Below are 22,220 nucleotides of genomic sequence, written 5' to 3' on the forward strand. Positions count from 1 at the left end.
AAGGAGACGAACCACCATGGACGACCACCGCATCGCCTCCCGCACGCTGCGCAAGATCGTGCTGCGCATCCTCCCGCTGCTCTTCGTCTGCTACGTCGTGGCGATGATCGACCGGCTCAACGTCGGCTTCGCCAAGCTGCAGTTCATCGGCGACCTCGGGATGACCGAAGCCACCTTCGGCGCCGCGGCCGGATTGCTGTATCTCGGCTACATCCTGTTCGAAGTGCCCAGCAACCTGATGCTGCATCGCGTGGGCGCCCGCAGGACGCTGCTGCGCATCATGGTACTGTGGGGCGTCTTCACCATCCTGCAGGCCTGGGCGTCGGGCAAGTACTCCTTCTACGCGCTGCGCTTCCTGATCGGCGCGGCCGAGGCGGGGTTCTTCCCCGGCGTGCTGCTGTACCTGACCTACTGGTTTCCAGATCACCTGCGCGGCCGCATCACCAGCCTGTTCGTGATGGCGCTGCCCGCCGCCGGCATCCTCGGGGGCCCGCTCGCGGCCTGGATCATGACGGGACTGGACGGCCATGCGGGGCTGCGCGGCTGGCAGTGGCTGTTCATCCTCGAAGGCATCCCGGCGATCGTCCTCGGCATGGTGTGCTACCTGTGGCTCGCCGACCGCCCCGAACAGGCGCGCTGGCTGGACCAGGACGAACAGCGCGGCGTGGCGCTTGCCGTGCAGGCCGGCGCCGCAAGAACGACCGGCACGACCGGCACGACCGGAACGACAGGCACCGCGCCGGCACAGCTGCACGACGTGCTGCGCGACCCTCTCCTGTACAAGCTCGCGTTCTGCTACTTCGCCTTCTATTGCGTGGAGAACGCGCTGCTCGTGTGGATCCCCACGCTGCTGAAGAACGTCGGCGTGGCGACCATCGCCGGCGTCGGCTGGGTGAGCAGCGGGATCGCGCTCGCCGCGACGGCCGTCATGCTGGCAGTCGGCTACAGCTCGGACAGGCGCGGCGAGCGGCGCTGGCACGTCATCGGCTGCGGCCTCGCCGCCGGCGCCACCTTCCTGCTGCTGCCGCTGGCGGCGCACAGCGTCGCCCTCACGGCGCTGATCCTGACGCTGTCGAGCGGCGCCGTGTTCGCCTTCCTGGCCGTGTTCTGGACGATTCCCAGCGCCCTGTTCAAGGGCCGCGCGGCGGCGGGCGGCCTGGCCCTGATCAGTTCCATCGGCGCCCTGGGCGGCACCTTCAGCCCCATCTTCATCGGCTGGATCAAGGAGGCGACGGGCAGCTACCACTATTCGCTGGGGACGCTCGGCGCCGTCCTGATCCTGAGCCTGTTCCTGCTCAACACCTGCTTTCCCAGGCCGGACCGCGAAGGCGCGGCGAAGGCATCGCGCGCGGCGTGAATGGCCCGCGGCGGGCGGGCATGCCTTCAGGCGTCCGCCGGGCGCTGCAGCGTCTCCACGAGGTGGTCGAGCACGGCCCGCGTCTTCGCCGTCATCCTGCGCCCCACCGGGATCAGGGCATGGACGGGCGCCGTGGCGACATCGGCATCGGGCAGCAGGTGCACCAGGCGGCCGTCGGCAACGTAGGGCGCCGCGAAACGGTCGATGATCTGCGCGACGCCCAGTCCCAGCGTCGCCGCTTCGACGAGCGTGCGGCCGTCGCCGACGACGAGCGCAGGTGCAGGCATGCGTTCGCGGCGCTGGCCCTTGTCGTCCAGGACCCAGCCGCGCACCTGGCCGGTAATGCTGCGAAACAGGATGGCGTCGTGGGCGTCCAGGTCGGCGAGGGAGGCGACCGGCCCGCGTCGCCGCAGGTAGGACGGCGCGGCGTACAAGGCCAGCGTCAGGTCGCAGATTTTACGGACCGTCATGTCGCTGTCGGCGGGAAGGTGGCCGATGCGCACCACGATGTCCCAGCCGTCGGCCACCGGATCGGACATGCGGTCGCTCGCCGTCATCTCGACGCTCACCTTGGGGTAGCGCTCGCGCAGCGCCCCCAGCGTCGGCAGGACCAGGCTCGCGAAGCCGGCCGGCAGGTCGATGCGCACGCGGCCCGCCGGTTCGGCGCGGTTGGCGGCCAGCGCCTGTTCGGCCTCGCGCAGGCGGTCGATGGCGGCGCGTGCCGCGGCCAGGTAGATGGCGCCGTCTTCCGTCAGGTGCACGGCGCGCGTCGTGCGCTGGAACAGCCGGGTGCCGAGATGCTTCTCCAGCCTCTGCACGGCCTTGCCGACGCTGGACTTGTTGGTCCCGAGCCGTTCGGCCGCCCCGGTGAAGCTGCCGGCGTGCGCCACGGCGACGAATCCCTGGATGTCCTGCAGCGATGCGCCGCTCATGTCCTGCATTGTCTCCCCCTGAGAAACGAGGCTGTCGCGAAAGGCACATGGCGGCGTTGCGGCGCCTCGCCGTGTACTCCCGTGCACTCGCACTGTCTTCGGCGCCGCGCCTTGCCCTGCACCTTTCGCGACAGCCTCAAAGAAGGGAGCCAGTCTAGCAGGTTCGGCGCCGCCGGGGATACTGGCCTGCCGCACGGCCGCACGGCCGCGTCAGTCGAGGAAGCCGGGCAGCTTGGGCAGCTTCTGGTTGTCGGCCGGTTCGTGCTGGATGACCAGCGTCGCGTGCGTGCTGGCGATGACCGCGTCGAGCTTCTTGCCGGAGCTGATGGTCTGGGCGTGGTCGTAGTTCCAGGTCGGCACCTGGTGGCGCTGGTAGTTCTCGGTGAAGTGCCACTGGTCGCCGGACAGCACGTAGGGGCCGGCGTGTTTCAGGTCGACCAGCAGGGCCATGCTGCCCGGCGTGTGGCCCGGGGTGGCGATGGTCTTGAGCGTGCCGTCGCCGAACAGGTCGACGTCGCCGTCCACCACCTTCACGCGCGTCAGCTGCTTGCCCGCGATGTGGGTGCTGAACAGGGCTGCGTCGATGTAATGCGCGGACGCCTTCTTCGTGTCCGCCATCGCGTCCAGGTCGGCGCGCTGCACGATCAGGGTCGCGTTGGGGAAGTCGTCGACCTGGCCGGCGTGGTCGAAGTGGGCGTGGGACACGGCCACGTACTTGATGTCGGCCGGGCGCAGGCCCAGGTCACCGATCTGGTCGACGATCGTCCGGTCGAGCTTGGTCGTGAAGCTGCCTTCGGTCAGCGGGCCGTTCAGGTATTTCTTCGGCAGGCCGGCGTCCCACAGCAGCCAGTCGTCGCCGTGCTTGATCAGGTAGCAGGACATCACGATGTCGTAGGACTGGCCCTTGTACAGGCCTTCGTCGGACATGACCGACTTGTCGCCGAGCGTCATGTGGCCGCAGTCGAGGCGGAACATCCTGACGTCGGGCGCGGCGGCGTACGACGGCGCCATCGCGGCGAACGAGAGGGTCGCTGCAGCCAGGCTGGAAAGAATACGTTTCATGGCAATTCTCCTGTATGTTGGATTGGTTCGTTCGGAGCGCCGAGCTTCTTTGCATTCGCCTTGGCAACCGATGGAGGCAGTATGACGCGCCATTCGAAAGCGATAAACCTGCTAAAAGGCCATTCTTTGTGGCCCGTTGGGAGACAATCGCACCCGAGCCGGAACGCGCGCCGACGTCCGTGCCAGGTCGCCGCCCGCGGCTATACTGTGGGCCACCTCGACGCCAAGCCAGGCCCGCCATGTATTCTCTCCCGCTCCACGTCCGTCCCGCCGCCGCTGCCGACGAACCGTTCCTCGCGGCCTTGTACCGCTCCACCCGTGACGACCTGCTGGGCATGGTCGCCGACCCGCGCTACGTCGACGCGCTGGCCGCCATGCAGCGGCAGATGCAGGTGGCCGACTACCGCGCGCGCTATCCGGATGCCTTGTACGAGGTGCTGGAACTGGATGGCGCGGCGGTCGGTCGGCTCGTCACGGCCGCGGTGGGGGACACGCTGCGGGTGGTCGACATCGCCGTCATCCCGTGGGCGCGCGGGCGCGGTGTGGCCGGCACGGCGCTGCGCAGGGTACAGGCACAGGGCGCGCGCCAAGGACGCGACGTGGCGCTGGCCGTGCGCAAGGACAATGGGCGCGCGCGCCGCTTGTATGCGGCGCTGGGTTTCGCGCCCGACGGGGAGGATGCCTTCAGCGTGCAGCTGCGCTGGCGGGTTCAGGCAGGCGTCGCGCCGGGCAGCACCGCCTAGTCGATGCCCGGGTCTGCGCCCAGCCTGAACGCCTTCATCGTGTCCCGGGTGTCCGGGGAACAGCACCCGCCCACGTCCTTGTCCAGGCGGTGCATCGTCCCGGAGACGAGGTACATGTCGTTGCGCACGTTGCCCACCGCCTCGGCGGGCACGTTCGCCATCGAACCGTATTCGCGTACCTGCGCGCCGCTCGAGCGCGGCACGCCGAGGAAATCGAAGCAGCCGGACCATACGACGGCGAGGGCGACAGGCCGACCGACGAACGCAGCGAACAGCACGCCGACAAGCAGGGCGGTGCGCAAGGCGGACGGCGGCAGCCGCGACCTCGACCGCGTGGTCGGGCAGCCGGACCAGACGCGTAACCTGACCGTCTTCTACGCGCGCAAGGGATTCGAGCTGCGCGCGGCCTACAACGACCAGGGCAAGGCATTGCGCTCCATCGTGCCGGACATTCCGTGGCAGGACTTGTACTGGGCGCCGCGCTCCCAGCTGGACCTGCAGGCCGGCTACAATTCACGCCCACGCTTTCGCTGTTCGGCCAGGTGCAGAACCTGCATCGCAGCCGCATGACCAGCCTGACGGCCCCGGACAGAGCCTGCTGAAGGATACCTATTCGGCGCCGCTGGTCGGGTGGATCGGCTTGCGCTATGCCCCGAAGTTCTCAATGCCCGGAACTCGGCGACGAGCGCGTGCAGACGCTGGCCGAGATGCTGGAGGCCGCCGAGCGCCGCATCATGCTCGATCTGGACATGAAGGACGAGCGCGACATCTACGCCGAGGTCGTCGCGCATGCCGGCCCCCATGGCATGGCGCGCCAGCTGGCGGCCAAGCGCAAGCAGGCAGGCGTCGAGCTGGTCTTCCTGCCGCAGGCGCAGTTCATGCCCGTGCGGCTGTGGGCCAACACCCTGACGGCCGTCGGCGTGATCAGCGTGATCGGCAAGGGCGGCGACCTTGGCCGCTGCTGGATTTCCTCGAGCGCGAGGGCATCAAGCACTGATGGACACGCGGCAGGGCCGTTGCTACCATGGTCGCCCTGTCGCGTTCCTTTGCCCTGCGCAGCCCGAATCCATCATGCCGCAACCGCTTCCATCCCCGCCGGACCGCGCAGGCGCCGCCGCGCTTCCCTTGCTCAATCCGCGTCCGCACGTAAGCGTGGTGCCGATCGTCGACGACCGCCAGTGCATCGTCGTCGACGACTTCATGCTGGAGCCGGAAGAGCTGGTTGCGTACGCGGCGCGCAACCGCGCGCACTTCAAGGACGATCCGCGCAACTACTATCCGGGCCCGGAGCTGGCGCTGGGCGGCACCTTCGCGGCGGGCGTGCGCGACGCCTTCCTGCAGCATGCCCGCACGCCGCTCAAGGCCCGGCGCGTGCTCGGGATGGCGAGCCGCCTGTCGCTCGTGACCCGCCGTCCGGACCAGGTGCTGTCCGCCCAGCGACTGCCGCACCGGGACTCGGACGGCCTGCCCGCGGGGGAGGGCATGGCGGCCATGGTGCTGTACCTGTTCAAGGACGAGCGCCTCGGCGGCACCAGCTTTTTCAAGCCGCGGGTGCCGATGTAGGAGATCGCGGCACTGCTGCAGGAATTGAAGCGCCAGGAGCTGGCCGGAGAAACGCCGTCGGCGGACGAGGCGGCGACCTTCGCCATCGCGTCGAGCCGCCATTTCGAGAAGGTGCTGACGATCCCGCCGCGCTACAACCGGGCGATCTTCTACGACGGCGCCGTGTTCCACTCGGGCGACCTGCGCGCGCCCGAGCTGATGGTCGACGATCCGCTCGCCGGGCGCCTCACGGTGAATGCCTTCTTCCGCGTGCGCATGGCCGCGGCCTGAATCGGCCGGCTCAGTGCCGCCATCCGCCGGCCAGCAAGGCCCGCAGCCTGCGCCACGCCCCGGCGCCAGCGCCCGCAGCCGCGTAGGCGCGCGCGCCGGGTAGCCGCAGGACCACTTCCGTACCCAGTTGCGGCCGGCTCCAGATCTCGACGGCGCCGCCAAGCGCCCGCGCGCGGTCGTGCATGCCGCGCACGCCCCAATGGCCCTCGCGGCCGCCGTCCTGCTGGACGCTTTCCTGTACGCCGGAGCCGTCGTCGCGCACCATCAAGCCGAAGGCCTCGCCGTAGACCAGCTCCAGCTCGACGTGCGTGGCCTGCGCGTGCTGGTAGGCGTTGAACACCGCTTCGCGCCCGATCCAGTAGATTTCTTCCCACGCAGCGGCGTCGATCGCGCGTGCATCCCCTTCGGCGACGAGCGTGAAGCGCGGACCGAACTGTTCCTGCAGCGAGGCGCCGAAGCGCGCGAGGACACCCGCGATATCGTCTCCCGCCTGCGGACGCGCGCGCAGGTTGAGCAGCTCGCTGCGGCCTTCTGCCATCACCTTGTCGGCCTGGTCCAGGATCGTCTCGACGCCGCGCTGCTGCTCGCTGCCCGCCGGCCAGCGCTTGGCCATGCCGTGGAAGCGCAGGATCAGTCCCTGCATGCTCTGCAGCAGCGTGTCGTGCAGGGCGCGCGCGATGCGTTCGCGTTCGGCCAGGCGCTCGTGCATCAATTCGCGGTAGCGCCGCCTGATGCGGTTGGTGCGCCAGCGGTACAGGGCGGCGAGCAAGGCCAGCAGGGCGGCGGCGCACAGCGTCTTGAACCAGACCGTCTGCGTCGGCCTGGGCGCGATGTCGAACGACGTCGACGCACCGCGCGTGTTCCAGACGCCATCGTTGTTCGATGCCAGCACCTCGAAGCGGTAGCGGCCGGGGCCGAGGTTCGTGTACGTCGCGGAACGCTGGCCCTCGCTGTCGCGCCAGTCGCGGTCCACGCCGGTGAGGCGGTAGCGGAACGCCATGCGCCCCGGCTCCTGGTAGGACAGGGCGGTGAAGTCGATCTGCAGCGTCTCGGTCCCGGCCGGAAGGCGCAGGCCATTGGCCGGCGCGAGCGTGGTGCCGCCCAGCCGCATGCCGGTGATCGCGACCGGCGGCACCAGGAGATTGCGCGCGAGGCCGGCCGGATTGAAGCTGTACACGCCGCCGGTGGTCGTGAACCACAGCGTGCCGTCGTCGCTGCGGGCGACCGACGGGACCGGGACGATCGCGCTCGTCGTGCCGACCAGGCCGTCGCGGTAGTCGAAGCGGGAAAAGCGCACCGGATAAGCGGGTTCGCGCAGCGCATGCGCCAGTTCGTCCGGCGCAATGCCGGAGATGCCGCCGCTGCCGTTGATCCACAGGGTGCCGTCGCGCGCGAAGGCCAGGCCCGTGATGCCGGCGAACGGCTCGCCGCGGACGCCGGCGACCGGCGCGAAGCGCTTGCCGTCGAAATGATGCAGCCCGTTCTCGCCGCCGATCCAGGCGCCGCCGCCGTCGGTCGGCAGGATCTGCACGACGGTGCCGACGGCCAGGCCGTCCGCGCGTCCGTAGCGCTCCACCGCGCCGGCGCGCATCACGAGCAGCTGGTTGTTCACCGAACCGAGCCAGACGCCGCCCTGCGCATCGGTGGCCACGGTGGATGCCGCGAATGCCGCCAGCGCCGGCACGCCGCCGCCGGGCGACCAGCGGCCGTCGCGGAAGGTGTACAGCCCGTTGCGTCCCATGGTGACCCACAGGGCGCCGGTGCTGTCCTCCGCCAGCGCATAGATCGCACCCCGTCCCGGGACCCCGGGCGGCGCGCCGATGGTGCGCACGCGCCCGTGCTCGAGGACCTGCAGCGTGCTGTTGTAGCGGCCGATCCAGACGTGGCCGCCGGCGCCGCGGTGCAGCGCGGTGATGAGGTCGTTGACGGAGCCGGACGGCATGAAGGCCTGGGGCGTCGCGCCGGGATCGGCAAGGTACAGGTTGTCGAGCCACGCGCTGCCGCCCGGCCCGCCCGCGACCGCCCGCGCGGATGCGCGCTGGTAGGGCGGCAGGGGCAGCGCGCTCAGGCGCGGATCCTTGAAACGGGCCAGCCCGTTTTCGCTGCCGATCCAGATGTTCTGTTCGCGGTCCTCGAAGACGACGTTCGCGGTGCTGTCGCCGGCCCCGTGCGCGACCGGGTGGCGCCGGCGCGGGGCCGGGGCGCCCTGGGGGGCGATGCGCTCGAGACCGTCCGGACCGTCCGCCCAGGCGCGGCCCAGGTGGTCGAAGGCCAGTACCCCGGCGCGGATATCGCCGTCCCAGCGCAGCGGCGGGCCGCGATCCGGTCCTGCCAGCATGTGCATGCCGGGCGTGTCGATGTTCACGGCCCATACGCTGCCGTCCGGATGCTGGGCCAGCGCGCCGTAGCTGATGTCGGCCAGCGTCAGTGCCGGGACCACGCGGTCGGCCCCGCGCGCCAGCATGTAGACGTGGCGCTCTCCGCGCAGCCAGAACGCGCCGCGGCGGTCGAGCAGCAGCTTGTAGACGCGGCCCGGCGGTATGCCCAGTGCGGGGTCGGGGCGCCGCCAATGCCCATCCAGGTAATACAGGCCGCGGCTCGTGGCGAGCCAGGTACGGCCGGACGCGTCCTGGGCGGCGTCGAACACGGTGCCCGCCGGGGTGGCGGGGTCGTCCAGGGTGAAGTGGCGCATGCGCCCGTCGCGCATCAGGCTCACGCCGCCGTATTTGTAGCCGACCCACAGCGTGCCGTCGCGCAGGACGCCGATGGTCGAGATGCCGGTCGACAGCGGTGCCTGTTCTCCGTGCGCGCGCAGGAAGCGGATGCCGTCGAAACGGTACAGGCCCGACGCGCTGCCGATCCAGATCCAGCCGTCCGGCGTCTGGCCGATGCCGGTGATGCCGGTCGGGGCGCCTTCGCGGGCGGTCCAGCTCGTGTACAGGAGGCCGGCGTCCGGCTCGGCGCGTGCGCTTGCCGGCGCGCCGGCGGCCGCCTGCGCCTGCACGGGCGCGAGGAGCAATGCGAGGATGATCGCCAGCAGGGCCGGACGGGTTGCAGGTGGTGAGCGCATGCAGCGGCGGGTTCGTTTCCGGTTGTTCGTGGTGACCGAAATGAATCTTATATGAAGTCCGTCCGGCAGGGGTTGTGTCTGTTGGGCATTTTTTCAACTTCGCCCACCATCCTTCCCGTCCGCAGGCCGCGTGCACCACGCACGAGGCCGATTCATCCGGGCTCAGCAAGGCGACGGGAATGTGGTCATTCATGCTACGCTGCGACGACAATGCGGCCGGGGCAGCGCGCGAGAGTGCGGCCCCGCGGCCGCGGCATCGCCAACATTTCGATAGAAAGCAGCGTCATGAAAACAGAACATCATCCGCCGCGCTTCAGCGTGGCGTCGGCGGTTTTCAATGTGCTCGATCCGATCCCTTTCGGCTTCTTCGTGGGCACGTTGATCTTCGACGTCATCTATGCAAAGACGGCCAACGTCCTGTGGCTGAAGAGCGCCGCCTGGCTCGTGAGCATCGGCCTCGTGTTCGCCATCATTCCCCAGCTGATCAATCTCTGGCGTGTCTGGTTCCAGAAGAACCGCGTCCGCACGACCGGCCATACCGTCAATTTCTGGTTCAACGTGGCCGGCATCGTGGCTGCGCTCGTGAACGCCTTCGTGCATAGCCGGGACGCCTACGCGGTGATCCCCGACGCCGTGTGGCTGTCCGTCGCGACCGTGCTGGCGCTGGGCATCGGCAGGATCATCCTGGCTGGAACACATGTCACTTTCAAGGAATACGGCCATGGGCAAGCGTGAATACGGTTGGGGACGCGCGTTCGGGCTCGCCGCCGGTTTGTCGCTGGTGCTGGGCGCCTGCAGCGAAAAGGCGGGCATCGACCCGTCGCGGCAACTGGGCGCCAATCCGGAACTGCCCAAGGCGCAGGATTTCCTGGTGCCGCCGATGCAGGTGCCCGACGGCGTCGGCTGGAAAGGCGATGCCAAGCCGCAGGTCGTTGCCGGCCTGCGCATCGAGAAGATCGCATCCGGGCTGAAACACCCGCGCCAGCTTCTCGTGCTGCCGAACCAGGACGTGCTGGTCGTGGAAGCGAACGGACCGGGCGAGGAAGCGGTCACGACGCCCAAGCAGGTCATCGCCGGCATCGTCAAGAACCGTTCCGGCAAGGGCGGCAAGGGCGGCAACCGCGTTACCCTATTGCGCAAGAAACCCGGCGCCGCCGGCGAATGGGAGCAGCACGTCTATATCGAGAAGCTGCATTCGCCCTTCGGCGTCCAGCTCGTCGGCGATACGCTGTATGTTGCGAACACGGGCAACATCATGAAGTACCGCTACGTGCCCGGGGAAACGAAGATGTCCGATCCGGGCACGGAACTGGGCGACCTGCCCAGCACGGTCAATCACCATTGGACCAAGGCGCTGCTCGCGAGCCCGGACGGCAAGAAGCTGTACGTCGGCAGCGGCTCGAACAGCAACATCACGGAAAACGGCCTGGACGTGGAATACCGGCGCGCCGCCGTGCTGGAGGTCGATGCCGAAACGGGCGCCAGCCGCGTATTCGCATCGGGCCTGCGCAATCCGACCGGCCTGCAGTGGGAACCGCAGTCCGGAAAGCTGTGGGCGATCGTCAACGAGCGCGATGAAATCGGCGCGGACCTCGTCCCCGATTACATGACATCCGTCCAGGAGAAAGGTTTCTATGGCTGGCCGTACAGCTATTATGGCCAGCACGTGGACCATCGCGTGCAGCCCCAGCGGCCGGACCTGGTCAAGAAGGCGATCAAGCCGGACTACGCGCTCGGCTCGCACGTGGCCGCGCTGGGACTGCTGTTCTACACGGGGACCGGCCTGCCGCAGCAATACCGGAGCGGCGCCTTCGTCGCCGAGCACGGCAGCTGGGACCGCTCGCCCCTGAGCGGCTACCAGGTCGTGTACGTACCGTTCGAAAACGGCATGCCCAAGGGGGCCGCCCAGCCGGTCGTCACCGGTTTCCACTCCAAGGACGAAAAGGAGCTGTACGGCGCGCCGGTCGGACTGGCGCAGGATGCCGAAGGCGCCTTGCTGATCGCCGACGACGTGGGCAATGTCGTCTGGCGGGTGACGAGCGCCGGGCGATAATCGACCTGGCGCGGCTGAATCGACGCGGTCAGCCGTCGGTCGACACCGTCAAGCCTTCCCACCGGTCGAGTTCCTGCGCGAGGGAAGCCAGCTTGCCGCGCACGAGCTGCAGCGCATCGCTGCCCAGCAGCAGGTGCACGGGTGGATCGTCGTGCCCGATGATGGACAGCATCGCGCGCGCCGCCTTCACGGGGTCGCCCGGCTGCTTGCCGCTTTTTTCCGCGCGCGCCTCGCGCACCGGGTCGTCGATGGCCTCGACGTCCGTCACGTCGAGGATACTGGCGAAGGCGCGTCCCGGCGCAAGTTCCTCGAATGCGCGCTTCGCCTCGCTGCCGCGCACGGTGCCGACCAGGCGGTGGCCGTCGGCCAGCGCTTCGCTGGCCAGGGCGCGCCCGAAGCCGCTGCCATCCTTGCCTGAAACGATGAATCGGCAGGCCCGGCGTCAACGCGCGGCGTCCGCCGTCATCATGGGTAGTTGCGGGGAATCGAACGCGGCTTGCGTCGCCGTGTCGTGGCCGACGATGCCTGCGCAGAAGGCGAGCCTGGGGAGGGGATCCCATCGCCCTGGCGCGCGAGCGTCATGCCCAGCGCGACGCCGGCGACGAGGCAGCAGGCGATGCACAGGGCCGCGACGACGAAGGCGTGCGCGATCGCCGCCGGATCGTCGCGTGCGCCCAGGACCGTGTAGAAGATCCCGCCGATCAGGGCCACGCTCAGTGCCGTGCTCACTTGCAGGGTGGAGCTGGCGACGCCGGCGATCATGCCCGACAGGGCGGGCGCGACGCGGCCCGTGATCATCCGCATCAGCGTCGGCAGCCCGAACCCCTGTCCGAAACCGATGGCGAAGAGCAGGGCGGCAAGCGCTCCGGACGCCGGCACCGTGCCGGCCTGCGTCGTACCGACGAGCCAGGCCAGGCCGAGGAAACCGGCGGCCTCCATGCCCATGCCGACCGGATTGACCCAGGCGCCGAACAGGCGCCTGCAGAACGGCGTCGCCAGCGGTCCGAGCAGGAAACCCGCGCCGAAGGGCAGGAACACCAGTCCGGCGCGCAAGGCGCTCACGTGCAGCGCGTCCTGCAGGTAGACCGAGAACAGCAGGAAGAAGGAGCCGATCGAATAGAACGACAGGGCGACCAGCAGGGCGCGGCCCAGCCCCGGCGCGCGCAGGGCGGCGGGGTCGAGCAAGGGCGCGCCGCCGGCGCGGGCAAGTCGGCGCTCGTGGTGCCAGAACACCGTTGCCAGCACGGGCGCGGCGGCGAGCGCCAGCCAGGACCACAGCGGCCATCCCGCCTCGCGCCCCTCGGTCAGGGGCACGATCAGCAAGGCCAGCGTGAGCATCGACAATCCCATGCCGCCCAGGTCCAGCCTGCCGGCCCGGCGCCCGTGCGTCCTCTTCAGCAGGGGAATGCCGAACAGGAGGACCAGGACGGCCACCGGCAGGTTGACGAGGAAGACCGCGCGCCATCCCAGGCCGAACAGGTCCAGCGCGATGAGGATGCCGCCCAGCGCCTGGCCGATCACCGAGGCCAGGCCGAAGACGGCGCCGTACAGGCTCAGCGCCAGCGGCTTCTCCGACTCGGGGAAGATGGCCTGGACGGAGGCGAGCGCCTGCGGCGCCATGACCGCCGCCGTCACCCCCTGCAAGGCGCGGCCGGCGACCAGCGCCCAGGGCGACCAGGCGAAACCGCACAGCAGCGAGGCGGCGGTGAAGCCGACGAGCCCGAGGAAGAACATGCGGCCGCGGCCGCGCAGGTCGCCCAGGCGCCCGCCGGTGATCAGGGTGGCCGCCTATAGCGCGGCATAAGCGGAAATGACCATCTGTTCGGCCGAGGACGAGGTGCCCAGCTCGTGCTGGATCGACGGCAGCGCGACGTTGACGATGAAAAAGTCGAGCGGCGGCAGGAACGATCCCACCAGCAGGACGGCGAACATGGCCCAGCGGCGTGGGTCGGGTGCGGCAGGGGCGGCGTGGGTCATGGGATCTCCTTATGGAACCAAGCGGTTCCTAATTGGGCAAAAAAATTTGTGGTCAGTCGAGGACAAGCATCGTGGTATCCACCATCGCGGCCATATCCGCTTCCGTCATGCCCGTCTTTCCCAGGACGCGCATTCCCTGCGCCTGGCCGACGAGGAAGCGCGCCAATGCCTGCTCGTCGCGCTCGGGGATCTCGCCCCTGGCCTGGCCGCGCACGATGGCGGCGGCATACAGCTGCTGGAGGCGCCGGAACATGCGGCCCGTCCGCTCGGCAATCTCGGGATCGTGCGCCGCCATCTCGGTCGCCATCGCCACGACCAGGCAGCCGCGCCGCCCCGCCTCGCCCGAGGACAGGCGGGCGTAGCGCAGCAGCGAGGCGCGGATCGCATCCTTGACGGCGCCGGGCTGCGACAGCAGGTCCGACGTGTCCTTCAATCCCCTGGCCATGTACACGTCGAGCGCCGCCAGCAGCAGGCCCTTCTTGTCGCCGAACGCCTTGTACAGGCTGCCCCGCGACAAGCCGGTGCCCTCGATCAGGTCGGGCAGGGAGGCGCCTTCGTAGCCGCGCTGCCAGAACACCTCCATGGCGTCGCGGGTGGCGACGTCCAGGTCGAATTCGCGGGGACGGCCGGGGCCGGATTGGTTTGTCATCGTCGTGTCTGCCGAAGGTCGGTGCCAATATATGGACTGATTGGTTCCTATATTAGCAGTCGGCTGGTGCGCGATGCAAGGGTCGATTGCATGCGTGACGCACGTCGTCGGTCATGTCGTCACGCCAGGCTTTTTGCGATAAAAAAAAATGGTCCGCCCCAAGATTTCCCAGTCGCAGAAGCTGGAAAAACAGTCTTCTCAACAGCAAGCCCTGTGTATCGACGTTCCTCACGAAATTGATATACGTGCTCAGCGTCTCGTAGCGGATCGGTTGCAGCGCTTCCAGGCGGAGCATGTCGGCGAGCGATTCGCGCCAGAACAGATTGATGTGGTGGGGCGGGTCGACCATGCCCCATTTTTCGATACCGTGGATGCGCGCATGGATGCAGCCGGGATTCGGGGTCGTCAGTGCGAGGATGCCGCCCGGCTTGATGCGCGCGACGACGGACGACAGGAAGGAACGCGGATCGGGAACGTGCTCGATGACGTTGAAGCAGGTCACCGCGTCGTAGACCTGCTCGTGCTCCTCGACACGCTCGTTGATCAGTTCAACGCCGACCGTGTCCCTGGCGAACCGGATCTCTTGCTCGGACAGCTCGATGCCGCCGGCGCGCATGCCGAACTCCTTCTTCGCCAGCGCGCCGAGATAGCCGTTGCCGGCGCCGACGTCGACAAGCGGGTCGCGCGACCGGCCGGAAGGGGCCGGCGCGGTCGCGCCGGCCGAAGCCTGGGAAGCGCCTCAGGCCGCCTGCTCGCCGCGGTGCGGCAGGCGCCAGTCCTTGCGCACGAAATGGCAGGTGTAGCCGTTCGGATGCTTGACCAGGTAGTCCTGGTGCTCGGGTTCCGCTTCCCAGAACGGGCCGGCCGGCTGCACCTCGGTGACGACCTTGCCGGGCCACAGGCCGGACGCGTCGACGTCGGCGATCGTGTCCAGGGCCACGGCGCGCTGCTCGTCGCTGGTGGTGAAGATGGCGGAGCGGTAGCTGGTGCCGATATCGTTGCCCTGGCGGTTGCGCGTCGTCGGGTCGTGGATCTGGAAGAAGAATTCGAGCAGGCGGCGGAAGCTGGTCTGCTCCGCATCGAAGACGATCTCGAGGGCCTCGGCGTGCGTGCCGTGATTGCGGTAGGTGGCATTCGGCACGTCGCCGCCCGAATAGCCGACACGGGTGGAGATCACGCCCGGCAGCTTGCGGACCAGGTCCTGCACACCCCAGAAGCAGCCGCCGGCGAGGATTGCGGTTTCTTGTTTCACGTCGATTCCTTTCATCGTTGACCAGCCATCCCGGCAGCGTGCCGGGACGAAACGCTGTGTTCCAAGCACTATAGCGCGTTTGGCGAAAGGCTTCCGGCCGCCCTCCGTCACGCGGATGTTGCAAGGGAGCGACGAAAAATGTACCCAAATGTATTTCCATAAAGAAATTGAATATGGGTAATTATTCTCGCATATAGTTGTATGGCGGCAATATTCCGCAGCCCGACGCGTCTCCAAGCTTCCGACGCATTCAATTTCAGTCTTCGATAAAAAGCCAAGAAAATGTTCAAGAAACTGTCGATACGTACCCGTCTCATTGCCACCATGGGCCTGCTCGGCCTGATCCTGCTCGCCTTCGCGGTGCTCGGCCTGTTCGGCATGCACGCTGCGGAAGCGTCGCTGAAGAACGTCTATACGGACCAGCTCAAGTCGACGGTTGCCGTCAATACGGCCAAGAACTTCCTGTCGCGCGCGCGCTTCACGATGGACCGCGCGGCGCTGCACCCGGACGCGCCCGACGTCGAGGCGACGCTCGCGCGTGCCAACGGCTTCCTGGTGCAGGCCGACAAGGCCTGGACCGCCTACATGGCGCTGCCGCAGGACCCGGAAGAAAAAAGCCTGGTGCAGGCCGTGGACGCCAAGCGCGAGATCTACGTCCGGCAGGGGCTGGTGGCGCTGGCCGACGCCGTCCGCAAGGGCGATATCGCGACGGTGGACCGGCTGGCCATGAAGGACCTGACCGCCAGCTATGGCGAATACAACAAGGCGTCCGAGAAGCTGGACGACTACCAGGTCACGGTGGCGAAGGAACAGTACGAGCGCAGCCTGCGCCTGGACCGGAACATCTTTTATGCGCTGGTCGGCGGCATGGCCGTCAGCGTGCTGCTGATCGTCGCCTCGTCGCTGGCATTGGTGCGCGCCATCGTCGGTCCGCTGGGCGAATTGCTTGCGCACTTCGATGCGATGGCCCGCGGCGACCTGTCGACCCACGTCGACCTCGACCGCCACGACGAGATGGGCAAGCTGCTGCACGGCTTCGCCGACATGCAGACGAGATTGGCCACGACCGTGCGTAGCGTGCGCGACAGCAGCGGCCTGATCGCCAGCGCCAGCAGCGAGATCGCGGCCGGCAACCTGAACCTGTCCAGCCGCACGGAACAGCAGGCCAGCAGCATCGAGGAGACGGCGGCGTCGCTCGAGGAACTGACCAGCACCGTGCGCAACAATGCCGACAATGCGCGCCAGGCCAACCAGCTGGCCACCTCGGCATCCGAAGTGGCCGTGCGCGGCGGCAGCATCGTGTCCCAGGTCGTGGACACGATGGGCAACATCAACGAATCGTCGCGCCGCATCGTCGACATCATCACCGTCATCGACGGCATCGCGTTCCAGACCAATATCCTGGCGCTGAACGCCGCCGTCGAGGCCGCAAGGGCGGGCGAGCAGGGCCGCGGCTTCGCCGTCGTGGCGGGAGAAGTGCGCAACCTGGCGCAGCGCTCCGCATCGGCCGCCAAGGAGATCAAGGAACTGATCACGGCGTCGNCGCAAGGGCGGGCGAGCAGGGCCGCGGCTTCGCCGTCGTGGCGGGAGAAGTGCGCAACCTGGCGCAGCGCTCCGCATCGGCCGCCAAGGAGATCAAGGAACTGATCACGGCGTCGGTCGCCAACGTGGACACGGGCGCCCAGCTCGTGGACAAGGCCGGCGCCACCATGCAGGAGATCGTCGACAGCGTCGCGCGCGTCACCGGCATCATGGGCGAGATCATGATCGCCGGCGAGGAGCAGAGCAGCGGCATCCAGCAGATCAACCAGGCCATCGCCCAGATGGACCAGGTGACGCAGCAGAACGCCGCCCTCGTCGAGGAGGCGGCCGCCGCGGCCGACGCGCTGCAGGAACAGGCGCAGACGCTGGCGTCGGCGGTGTCCGCATTCCAGCTGGACCAGGCGGCCGGCCGAATCGGCGCGCCGTCCGGGCCGCGCCGCCTGGCCATCGCGGTGCGCTGACCCGCGGCGGCGCGCCGGTTCACACGACCCGGCGCGGCCGTCAGCGGATCGCCGCTGTTGGGCGGGCAACGGGACAGGAGGGCGGACGGCGGTTTGATGCTATCGTAGCGGTCGTTTCATCCGACCGGACCCTGCATGACACCTCCCGCTCCTTCTTCCGCACACGCTGGCCCCGGCCCGCTGGCGGCCCTGCTGCCCTACGGCGCCTTGCTGGCGTCGCTGCTGTCGGTGACCGTGGGGGCCTCGCTGGCGAAGCAGATGTTCCCGCTGGTCGGCGCCGCCGGCGCCACCGCGCTGCGCCTGTTTTTCGCGGCGCTGATGCTGTGCGCCGTGTTCCGCCCGTGGCGCGGGGGCTGGCGCGCCGATCCGCGCGCGCTGCTGCTGTACGGCGGCACGCTCGGCGTGATGAACCTGAGTTTCTATTCCTCGCTGTCCTATATTCCGCTGGGGATCGCGATCGCGATCGAGTTCACGGGACCGCTGGCCGTCGCCGTGTGGACGTCGCGCCGGCGCATCGATTTCCTGTGGATCCTGCTCGCCGTCGCCGGCCTGGCGCTGCTGCTGCCGATATCGTCGCAAGCCTCCAGCCTCGACTGGCGCGGCATCGGCTTCGCGCTGCTGGCCGGCTGCTGCTGGGCGATCTACATCCTGGTCGGCAAGCGGGTCGCCGGGACCTACGGCGCGGCCGGCTCGGCCTGGGGCGTGGCGCTCGGCACCCTGGTCGCCGTGCCCGTCGGCACCTACCACGCCGGCGCGGGCCTGCTGGCGCCGTCCGTGCTGGCGCTCGGGCTGGCGGTGGCGCTGTTCTCCAGCGCGATCCCGTATTCCTTCGAAATGGTGGCGCTGCGCCGGCTGCCGTCGAATACCTTCAGCACGCTGCTCAGCGCCGAGCCGGCCGTCGGCGCGCTGATGGGCTTCCTGATGCTGGGCGAGCGCCTGACGGCCACGCAGTGGCTGGCGATCGGGCTCGTGATCGCGTCTTCCGTCGGCGCGGCCACCAGCGCCGCGGTGGGAGGCGGCGCGGCCGCGCGGCGCCGGCCGGCGGAAGGCGCCGAGCCACCGCCGCCCCTCTAGGCGCCCGCCGCACGGGGACGCCCGTGCCGGGCTAGTCGGCCACCTTGATCACCAGCTTGCCGAAGTTGCGGCCCTGGAGCAGGTCGATGAACGCCGCCGGTGCGTTCTGCAGCCCGTCGACGACGTCTTCGCGGTAGCGCAGGCGGCCGTCGGCGATCCAGCGCTGCGCCTGTTCCAGGAATGCCGGCCGCAAGTGCGCGAACTCGCGCTGGATGAAGCCGCGGACCAGCAGGCTTTTCTTCAGGATGTCGCGCATGGCCAGCGCCAGCCGGTCGGGGCCCGGCTCCGCCTGCGGCAAGGCGTTGTACTGGGCGATCAGGCCGCATACGGGTACGCGCGCGAAGTCGTTCAGCAGCGGCAGCACGGCATCCCACACCCGTCCGCCCACGTTCTCGAAATAGACGTCGACGCCGTCCGGGCAGGCGGCCGCCAGCTGCGCCGCAAAGTCGGGGGCGCGATGGTCGACGACGGCATCGAAACCCAGCACGTCGCGCACGAACGCGCACTTGTCGGCGCCGCCCGCGATGCCCACGGCGCGCGCGCCGTGGATGCGCGCGATCTGGCCCACGACGGAGCCGACCGCGCCGCTGGCCGCGGCCACCACCACTGTCTCGCCGGCTTGCGGCCGGCCGATCTGCAGCAGGCCGGCCCACGCCGTAAAGCCGGGCATGCCCAGCACCCCCAGGGCCGTGCTGACGGGCGCGGCGGACGGGTCGAGCTTGCGCAGGGCGGCGCCATCGTCGAGCGCATAGCGCTGCCAGCCCGAGTGCGAGAGCACGATGTCGCCGGGGGCGTAACCGTCGTGGCGCGAGGCGACGACGCGCGCGACCGTGCCGCCTTCCATCACGGCGCCGATGTCGACGGGCTTGGCATAGGACTTGGCGTCGTCCATGCGGCCGCGCATATAGGGGTCGAGCGACAGGTACAGCACCTGCAGCAGCACCTGGCCGTCGCCCGGCACGGGCAGCGCTTCCTGCTCGATGCGGAAGTCGTCGGGGCGCGGCAGGCCGGCGGGGCGGGCAGCGAGTACGATCTTGTCGTTGAGCGTCGTGGTCATGGGCGTCTCCCTGTGGATGAAGCTTTCATCGTACGCCGGATCGGCGAAGTCTTCAGGCGGACGGCGCCATGCCGGAAGGACGGTGGACTGCGGCCGGATGTGGTAAAAGATGCCCATCTCATACCAGGAGTCCACGATGAACGATGCAGTCAAGATCACGGCACTACTCATCCCCCGGCCGGGCCAGGCGGCGGCGCTCGAGGCGCTGCTGTTCGACATGGCGCCGCGCTGCCGCGCGGAGCCGGGCAACCTGCGCTGGGACGTATGGCGCGAGCAAGGGCAGGGCGATGAGCGCCGCTTCGTGCTCGACGAGCTGTACCGCGACAACGAGGCCGTCGCCGCCCACCGCGCCACGCCGCACTTCAAGCACTACCTGGCCACGATCAACGACCTGGCCGAGCGCGTGGCGCTGGTGCTCGATCCGGCCCAGGTGGCGTAGCGGCGCGCCCGGCCCGGACGCCTCCCGCGTCGGGCGTCAAGCCGGGCTGTCTTGATGCCGCGTCGACGATCAGGACACCGCGGCGTGCTCGGCGATCCGCACCACGTCCACCGCCGCGATGCGGTGTTCGACGACCCGCGCCACCGCGAAGCGGAAGCCGTCGATGTCGAGCGCGTCACCCACGGCCGGCACGGCGCCGAAGCGTTCCAGCAGCAGCCCGGCCAGCGTCGCAAAGTCGGCGGTGCTGTTGCCGTTGCCCTCGCCGCTGCCGAGCAGGGCGCCGGTCTGCAGCACCTGCTGCAGGTAGTGCAGGTCGGCGCTGCCGTCGACGCGCCAGCGTCCCGGCCCCGTCTCCTGCACGACGGGCTGCTCGTCCTCGTCCGGGAATTCGCCGGCAATCGCCTCCAGGATGTCGATCGGCGTGACGAGGCCCTGCAGCGTGCCGTATTCGTCGGCGATCAGCACCACCTGGCCGTGCGAGCGCTTGAGCGTCTCCATCACCTTCAGTACGCCGCTGGCTTCCGGCATGACGATCGGGGCCCGGATGCTGGCGCGGTCGACGGCGCCCGTCAGCACGATGTCGGCGACCAGGTCGCGGGCCCTGGCCACGCCGACGATCTCGTCGAGCTGGCCGCGGCAGACGGGGAAGAAGCCGTGCGGCGTGACCATGACGCGCTCGCGGATCGCGGCCGGGTCGGCGCCGATGTCGATCCACGAGATGTCGGCGCGCGGCGTCATGACGGAACGGATCGAGCGCTGCGAGAGGCTCAGCACGCCGCTGACCATGTTCCGTTCCTCCGCCTCGAAGGCCGGCGCCTCGCCCGCATCGCTGGTCTCGCCATGGGCCTCGTCCGCTGCGTGGCGCGGCCGGCCGCCCAGCAGGCGCAGCACGGCGTCGGCGGTGCGTTCGCGCAGCGGCACGCGCGCCTCGCGCCTGGCGAAGTTGCGGCGCGCCAGCTGGTTCAGCGCCTCGATCATGACCGAGAAGCCGATCGCGGCGTACAGGTAGCCCTTCGGGATGTGGAAGCCGAAGCCTTCGGCCACCAGGGACAGGCCGATCATCAGCAGGAAGCTCAGGCACAGCACGACGACGGTCGGATGCGCGTTGACGAAGCGCGTCAGCGGCTTCGAGGCGAACAGCATCACGCTCATCGAGATCACGACGGCGGCCATCATGACGCCCAGCTCGTCGACCATGCCGACCGCCGTGATGACGGCGTCCAGCGAGAACACCGCGTCGAGCACGATGATCTGGGCGACCACGGCGGCGAAGCTGGCGTAGGCGCGCTTGCCGCCAGCCGCATGCGTCTTGCCTTCGACGCGCTCGTGCAGCTCGATGGTTGCCTTGAACAGCAGGAACAGGCCGCCCACGAGCAGGATCAGGTCGCGGCCCGAGAAGGACAGCGACCCGGCCGAGAACAGCGGGGCGGTGAGGGTGACCATCCACGAGATCATCGTGAGCAGGCCGAGGCGCATGATCATCGCCAGCGAAAGGCCGACGATGCGGGCCTTGTCGCGCTGGTGCGGGGGAAGCTTGTCCGCCAGGATGGCGATGAAGATCAGGTTGTCGATGCCGAGGACGATCTCGAGCACGATCAGCGTGAGCAGGCCGACCCAGATGTTCGGGTCGAGGAGCGCTTCCATGGTGGTCCGGGGTAGTTAAGGAAAAATCATTGTAGGGGACGGCACCTGCGCGTCGGCGCAGTCTGCACCGAAGGAATAGTGCGGTTTTTCGGGCATGCCCGGCGGCGCCGTGCGCGCAGGTACAATCGAGGCCTCTCATCGCATTGCCGACCATGGATCAACTACTCGCCATCCGTACCTTCGTCCGCATCGCCGAAGCCGGCAGCTTCGGCAAGGCCGCCGACCAGCTGAACATTCCCCGTTCCACGGCCAGCAAGTTGATCCAGGACCTGGAGCAGATGCTCGGCACCCGCCTGGTCCAGCGCACGACGCGCCAGGCCACCGTGACGCCCGAGGGCGCCGCCTACTATGAGCGCGCGCTGCGCCTGCTGGGGGACCTGGACGAGATGGATGCGGAGGCGCGCCGCACGCGCGCGCAGCCGAAAGGCCGGCTGCGCGTGGACATCGGGTCCGCCCATGCGAACTTCGCGCTGATCCCGGCGCTGCCGGACTTCCAGGCGCGCTATCCGGACATCGACCTGCGCCTGGGCGTGAGCGACCGCCCGGCCGACATGGTCGGCGAAGGCATCGACTGCGTGATCCGCGGCGGCGAGCTTGCCGAAAGCACGCTCATCGCCCGCAAGCTGTGCGAGTTGGACATGGTGGTGTGCGCGCACCGCAAATACATCGACCGCCACGGCATGCCCGCGCACCCTTCGGACCTCGAGGACAAGCACCGCGTGAGCGCCTATTTCTCGTCGCTGACAGGGCGCCCGTTCAGCCTGCGCTTCGAGCGCGACGGCGAGACGGTCGAGGTCCAGCCGAAGGGGAACATCGCCGTCAACGAAAGCACGGCGCACCTGACGACGCTGGTGTCGGGACTGGGCATCGGCCAGACCTTCCGCTACCAGTTGCGGCCGTGGCTGGAGCGCGGCGAGGTGGTCGAGGTGCTGCCCGGATGGCGCCTGGCGCGCCATTCGGTGTATGCGATGTACCCGCAGACCCGCCACATGAACGCCAAGGCGCGCGTGTTCATCGACTGGGTGGTCGAGGTGTTCGGCGCGCTCGACGCGCGGGAGCGCGCTTGACACCTGGT

Annotated in this window: 17 protein-coding genes and 5 pseudogenes; 11 read left to right on the top strand and 11 right to left on the bottom strand. The window is 69.0% G+C overall.

Annotated elements, in window-relative coordinates; all coding sequences use genetic code 11:
• Positions 1–16: 16 nt before the first annotated feature.
• Positions 17–1,357 carry an MFS transporter gene (locus tag QPK32_RS18230; RefSeq protein ID WP_290414209.1) on the top strand — a complete coding sequence of 447 codons (1,341 nt, stop codon included), beginning with the start codon at positions 17–19 and terminating at the stop codon, positions 1,355–1,357.
• Positions 1,358–1,383: 26 nt separating this feature from the next.
• On the opposite strand, the gene QPK32_RS18235 is transcribed toward QPK32_RS18230, so the two are convergent.
• Together QPK32_RS18235 and QPK32_RS18240 are read right to left on the bottom strand one after the other, a co-directional pair.
• A complete protein-coding gene (locus QPK32_RS18235) occupies positions 1,384–2,289 on the bottom strand; it encodes a LysR family transcriptional regulator (RefSeq protein ID WP_308632596.1) in 906 nt (301 codons plus the stop codon).
• A 210-nt stretch (positions 2,290–2,499) separates the two neighbouring features.
• On the bottom strand, positions 2,500–3,351 hold the full coding sequence (locus tag QPK32_RS18240) for an N-acyl homoserine lactonase family protein (protein ID WP_290414211.1): 852 nt from the start codon (positions 3,349–3,351) through the stop codon (positions 2,500–2,502).
• 239 nt (positions 3,352–3,590) lie between these two features.
• Here QPK32_RS18240 and QPK32_RS18245 point away from each other — a divergent pair, with 239 nt between their 5' ends.
• On the top strand, positions 3,591–4,094 hold the full coding sequence (locus QPK32_RS18245) for a GNAT family N-acetyltransferase (protein ID WP_290414212.1): 504 nt from the start codon (positions 3,591–3,593) through the stop codon (positions 4,092–4,094).
• On the opposite strand, the gene QPK32_RS18250 is transcribed toward QPK32_RS18245, so the two are convergent.
• The gene (locus QPK32_RS18250; protein ID WP_290414213.1) at positions 4,091–4,372 is read right to left on the bottom strand and encodes a hypothetical protein; all 282 of its coding nucleotides are present in this window, start codon (positions 4,370–4,372) and stop codon (positions 4,091–4,093) included. The two genes, QPK32_RS18245 and QPK32_RS18250, sit on opposite strands and share 4 nt — an antisense overlap.
• Before the next feature lie 16 nt (positions 4,373–4,388).
• On the opposite strand from QPK32_RS18250, the gene QPK32_RS18255 reads away from it, so the two are divergent.
• Both QPK32_RS18255 and QPK32_RS18260 read left to right on the top strand, forming a co-directional pair.
• Positions 4,389–4,664: a hypothetical protein gene (locus QPK32_RS18255; protein ID WP_290414214.1), complete on the top strand. Its 276-nt coding sequence runs from the start codon at positions 4,389–4,391 to the stop codon at positions 4,662–4,664.
• Positions 4,665–5,165: 501 nt separating this feature from the next.
• A pseudogene (locus QPK32_RS18260) lies at positions 5,166–5,927 on the top strand (DUF6445 family protein).
• A 10-nt stretch (positions 5,928–5,937) separates the two neighbouring features.
• Here the strand turns inward: QPK32_RS18260 and QPK32_RS18265 are convergent.
• Complete coding sequence (locus QPK32_RS18265) at positions 5,938–8,997, bottom strand: triple tyrosine motif-containing protein (RefSeq protein ID WP_290414215.1); 3,060 nt, start codon at positions 8,995–8,997, stop codon at positions 5,938–5,940.
• Between the two features lie 285 nt (positions 8,998–9,282).
• Here QPK32_RS18265 and QPK32_RS18270 point away from each other — a divergent pair, with 285 nt between their 5' ends.
• Together QPK32_RS18270 and QPK32_RS18275 are read left to right on the top strand one after the other, a co-directional pair.
• Positions 9,283–9,732, top strand: a complete 450-nt coding sequence (locus tag QPK32_RS18270; protein ID WP_290414216.1) for a hypothetical protein — start codon at positions 9,283–9,285, stop codon at positions 9,730–9,732.
• Positions 9,719–11,050 (top strand): sorbosone dehydrogenase family protein, encoded by a 1,332-nt coding sequence (locus tag QPK32_RS18275; RefSeq protein WP_290414217.1) that lies wholly within the window; start codon positions 9,719–9,721, stop codon positions 11,048–11,050. The genes QPK32_RS18270 and QPK32_RS18275 overlap by 14 nt, the downstream gene beginning before the upstream one ends.
• Positions 11,051–11,078: 28 nt before the next feature.
• Here the strand turns inward: QPK32_RS18275 and QPK32_RS18280 are convergent, their stop codons facing one another.
• The 5 genes and pseudogenes from QPK32_RS18280 to msrA all read right to left on the bottom strand — a co-directional run bounded on the left by QPK32_RS18280 (position 11,079) and on the right by msrA (position 14,928).
• On the bottom strand, positions 11,079–11,390 hold the full coding sequence (locus QPK32_RS18280) for a hypothetical protein (RefSeq protein ID WP_374046765.1): 312 nt from the start codon (positions 11,388–11,390) through the stop codon (positions 11,079–11,081).
• A 125-nt stretch (positions 11,391–11,515) separates the two neighbouring features.
• A pseudogene (locus QPK32_RS18285) lies at positions 11,516–13,027 on the bottom strand (MFS transporter).
• A 52-nt stretch (positions 13,028–13,079) separates the two neighbouring features.
• The gene (locus tag QPK32_RS18295; RefSeq protein WP_290414219.1) at positions 13,080–13,676 is read right to left on the bottom strand and encodes a TetR/AcrR family transcriptional regulator; all 597 of its coding nucleotides are present in this window, start codon (positions 13,674–13,676) and stop codon (positions 13,080–13,082) included.
• Positions 13,677–13,728: 52 nt separating this feature from the next.
• Positions 13,729–14,361, bottom strand: a pseudogene (locus QPK32_RS18300) (class I SAM-dependent methyltransferase); the annotation flags it as partial.
• Positions 14,362–14,415: 54 nt separating this feature from the next.
• Positions 14,416–14,928: a peptide-methionine (S)-S-oxide reductase MsrA gene (gene msrA / locus QPK32_RS18305; RefSeq protein WP_374046766.1), complete on the bottom strand. Its 513-nt coding sequence runs from the start codon at positions 14,926–14,928 to the stop codon at positions 14,416–14,418.
• A gap of 324 nt (positions 14,929–15,252) precedes the next feature.
• Between msrA and QPK32_RS26720 the strand changes: the two are divergent.
• The 3 genes and pseudogenes from QPK32_RS26720 to QPK32_RS18320 all read left to right on the top strand — a co-directional run.
• Positions 15,253–15,930, top strand: a pseudogene (locus QPK32_RS26720) (Tar ligand binding domain-containing protein); the annotation flags it as partial.
• Positions 15,931–16,017: 87 nt separating this feature from the next.
• Positions 16,018–16,931, top strand: a pseudogene (locus tag QPK32_RS26725) (methyl-accepting chemotaxis protein); the annotation flags it as partial.
• 135 nt (positions 16,932–17,066) lie between these two features.
• Positions 17,067–18,005 carry an EamA family transporter gene (locus tag QPK32_RS18320; RefSeq protein WP_290414220.1) on the top strand — a complete coding sequence of 313 codons (939 nt, stop codon included), beginning with the start codon at positions 17,067–17,069 and terminating at the stop codon, positions 18,003–18,005.
• Positions 18,006–18,036: 31 nt separating this feature from the next.
• Here QPK32_RS18320 and QPK32_RS18325 read toward each other — a convergent pair whose 3' ends face one another.
• Positions 18,037–19,062: an NADP-dependent oxidoreductase gene (locus QPK32_RS18325; RefSeq protein ID WP_290414221.1), complete on the bottom strand. Its 1,026-nt coding sequence runs from the start codon at positions 19,060–19,062 to the stop codon at positions 18,037–18,039.
• Positions 19,063–19,198: 136 nt separating this feature from the next.
• Here QPK32_RS18325 and QPK32_RS18330 point away from each other — a divergent pair, with 136 nt between their 5' ends.
• Entirely contained in the window at positions 19,199–19,501 is a 303-nt protein-coding gene (locus tag QPK32_RS18330) for a putative quinol monooxygenase (RefSeq protein WP_290414222.1), read from the top strand.
• A 69-nt stretch (positions 19,502–19,570) separates the two neighbouring features.
• On the opposite strand, the gene QPK32_RS18335 is transcribed toward QPK32_RS18330, so the two are convergent.
• Positions 19,571–21,145 (bottom strand): TerC family protein, encoded by a 1,575-nt coding sequence (locus QPK32_RS18335; protein ID WP_290414223.1) that lies wholly within the window; start codon positions 21,143–21,145, stop codon positions 19,571–19,573.
• Positions 21,146–21,297: 152 nt separating this feature from the next.
• Between QPK32_RS18335 and QPK32_RS18340 the strand changes: the two genes are divergently transcribed.
• Positions 21,298–22,212, top strand: coding sequence for a LysR family transcriptional regulator (locus QPK32_RS18340; protein ID WP_290414224.1), 915 nt, complete (start codon positions 21,298–21,300; stop codon positions 22,210–22,212).
• Positions 22,213–22,220 lie beyond the last annotated feature (8 nt).

The organism is Massilia sp. YIM B02763 (assembly GCF_030412015.1).
GTDB lineage: Bacteria > Pseudomonadota > Gammaproteobacteria > Burkholderiales > Burkholderiaceae_D > Telluria.

Excerpts from the sequence above, each read along its gene's own strand:
- QPK32_RS18230 (WP_290414209.1), top strand. The coding sequence starts at position 17 with ATGGACGACCACCGCATCGCCTCCCGCACGCTGCGCAAGATCGTGCTG.
- QPK32_RS18235 (WP_308632596.1), bottom strand. The coding sequence starts at position 2,289 with ATGAGCGGCGCATCGCTGCAGGACATCCAGGGATTCGTCGCCGTGGCG.
- QPK32_RS18240 (WP_290414211.1), bottom strand. The coding sequence starts at position 3,351 with ATGAAACGTATTCTTTCCAGCCTGGCTGCAGCGACCCTCTCGTTCGCC.
- QPK32_RS18245 (WP_290414212.1), top strand. The coding sequence starts at position 3,591 with ATGTATTCTCTCCCGCTCCACGTCCGTCCCGCCGCCGCTGCCGACGAA.
- QPK32_RS18265 (WP_290414215.1), bottom strand. The coding sequence starts at position 8,997 with ATGCGCTCACCACCTGCAACCCGTCCGGCCCTGCTGGCGATCATCCTC.
- QPK32_RS18270 (WP_290414216.1), top strand. The coding sequence starts at position 9,283 with ATGAAAACAGAACATCATCCGCCGCGCTTCAGCGTGGCGTCGGCGGTT.
- QPK32_RS18275 (WP_290414217.1), top strand. The coding sequence starts at position 9,719 with ATGGGCAAGCGTGAATACGGTTGGGGACGCGCGTTCGGGCTCGCCGCC.
- QPK32_RS18295 (WP_290414219.1), bottom strand. The coding sequence starts at position 13,676 with ATGACAAACCAATCCGGCCCCGGCCGTCCCCGCGAATTCGACCTGGAC.
- QPK32_RS18320 (WP_290414220.1), top strand. The coding sequence starts at position 17,067 with ATGACACCTCCCGCTCCTTCTTCCGCACACGCTGGCCCCGGCCCGCTG.
- QPK32_RS18325 (WP_290414221.1), bottom strand. The coding sequence starts at position 19,062 with ATGACCACGACGCTCAACGACAAGATCGTACTCGCTGCCCGCCCCGCC.
- QPK32_RS18330 (WP_290414222.1), top strand. The coding sequence starts at position 19,199 with ATGAACGATGCAGTCAAGATCACGGCACTACTCATCCCCCGGCCGGGC.
- QPK32_RS18335 (WP_290414223.1), bottom strand. The coding sequence starts at position 21,145 with ATGGAAGCGCTCCTCGACCCGAACATCTGGGTCGGCCTGCTCACGCTG.
- QPK32_RS18340 (WP_290414224.1), top strand. The coding sequence starts at position 21,298 with ATGGATCAACTACTCGCCATCCGTACCTTCGTCCGCATCGCCGAAGCC.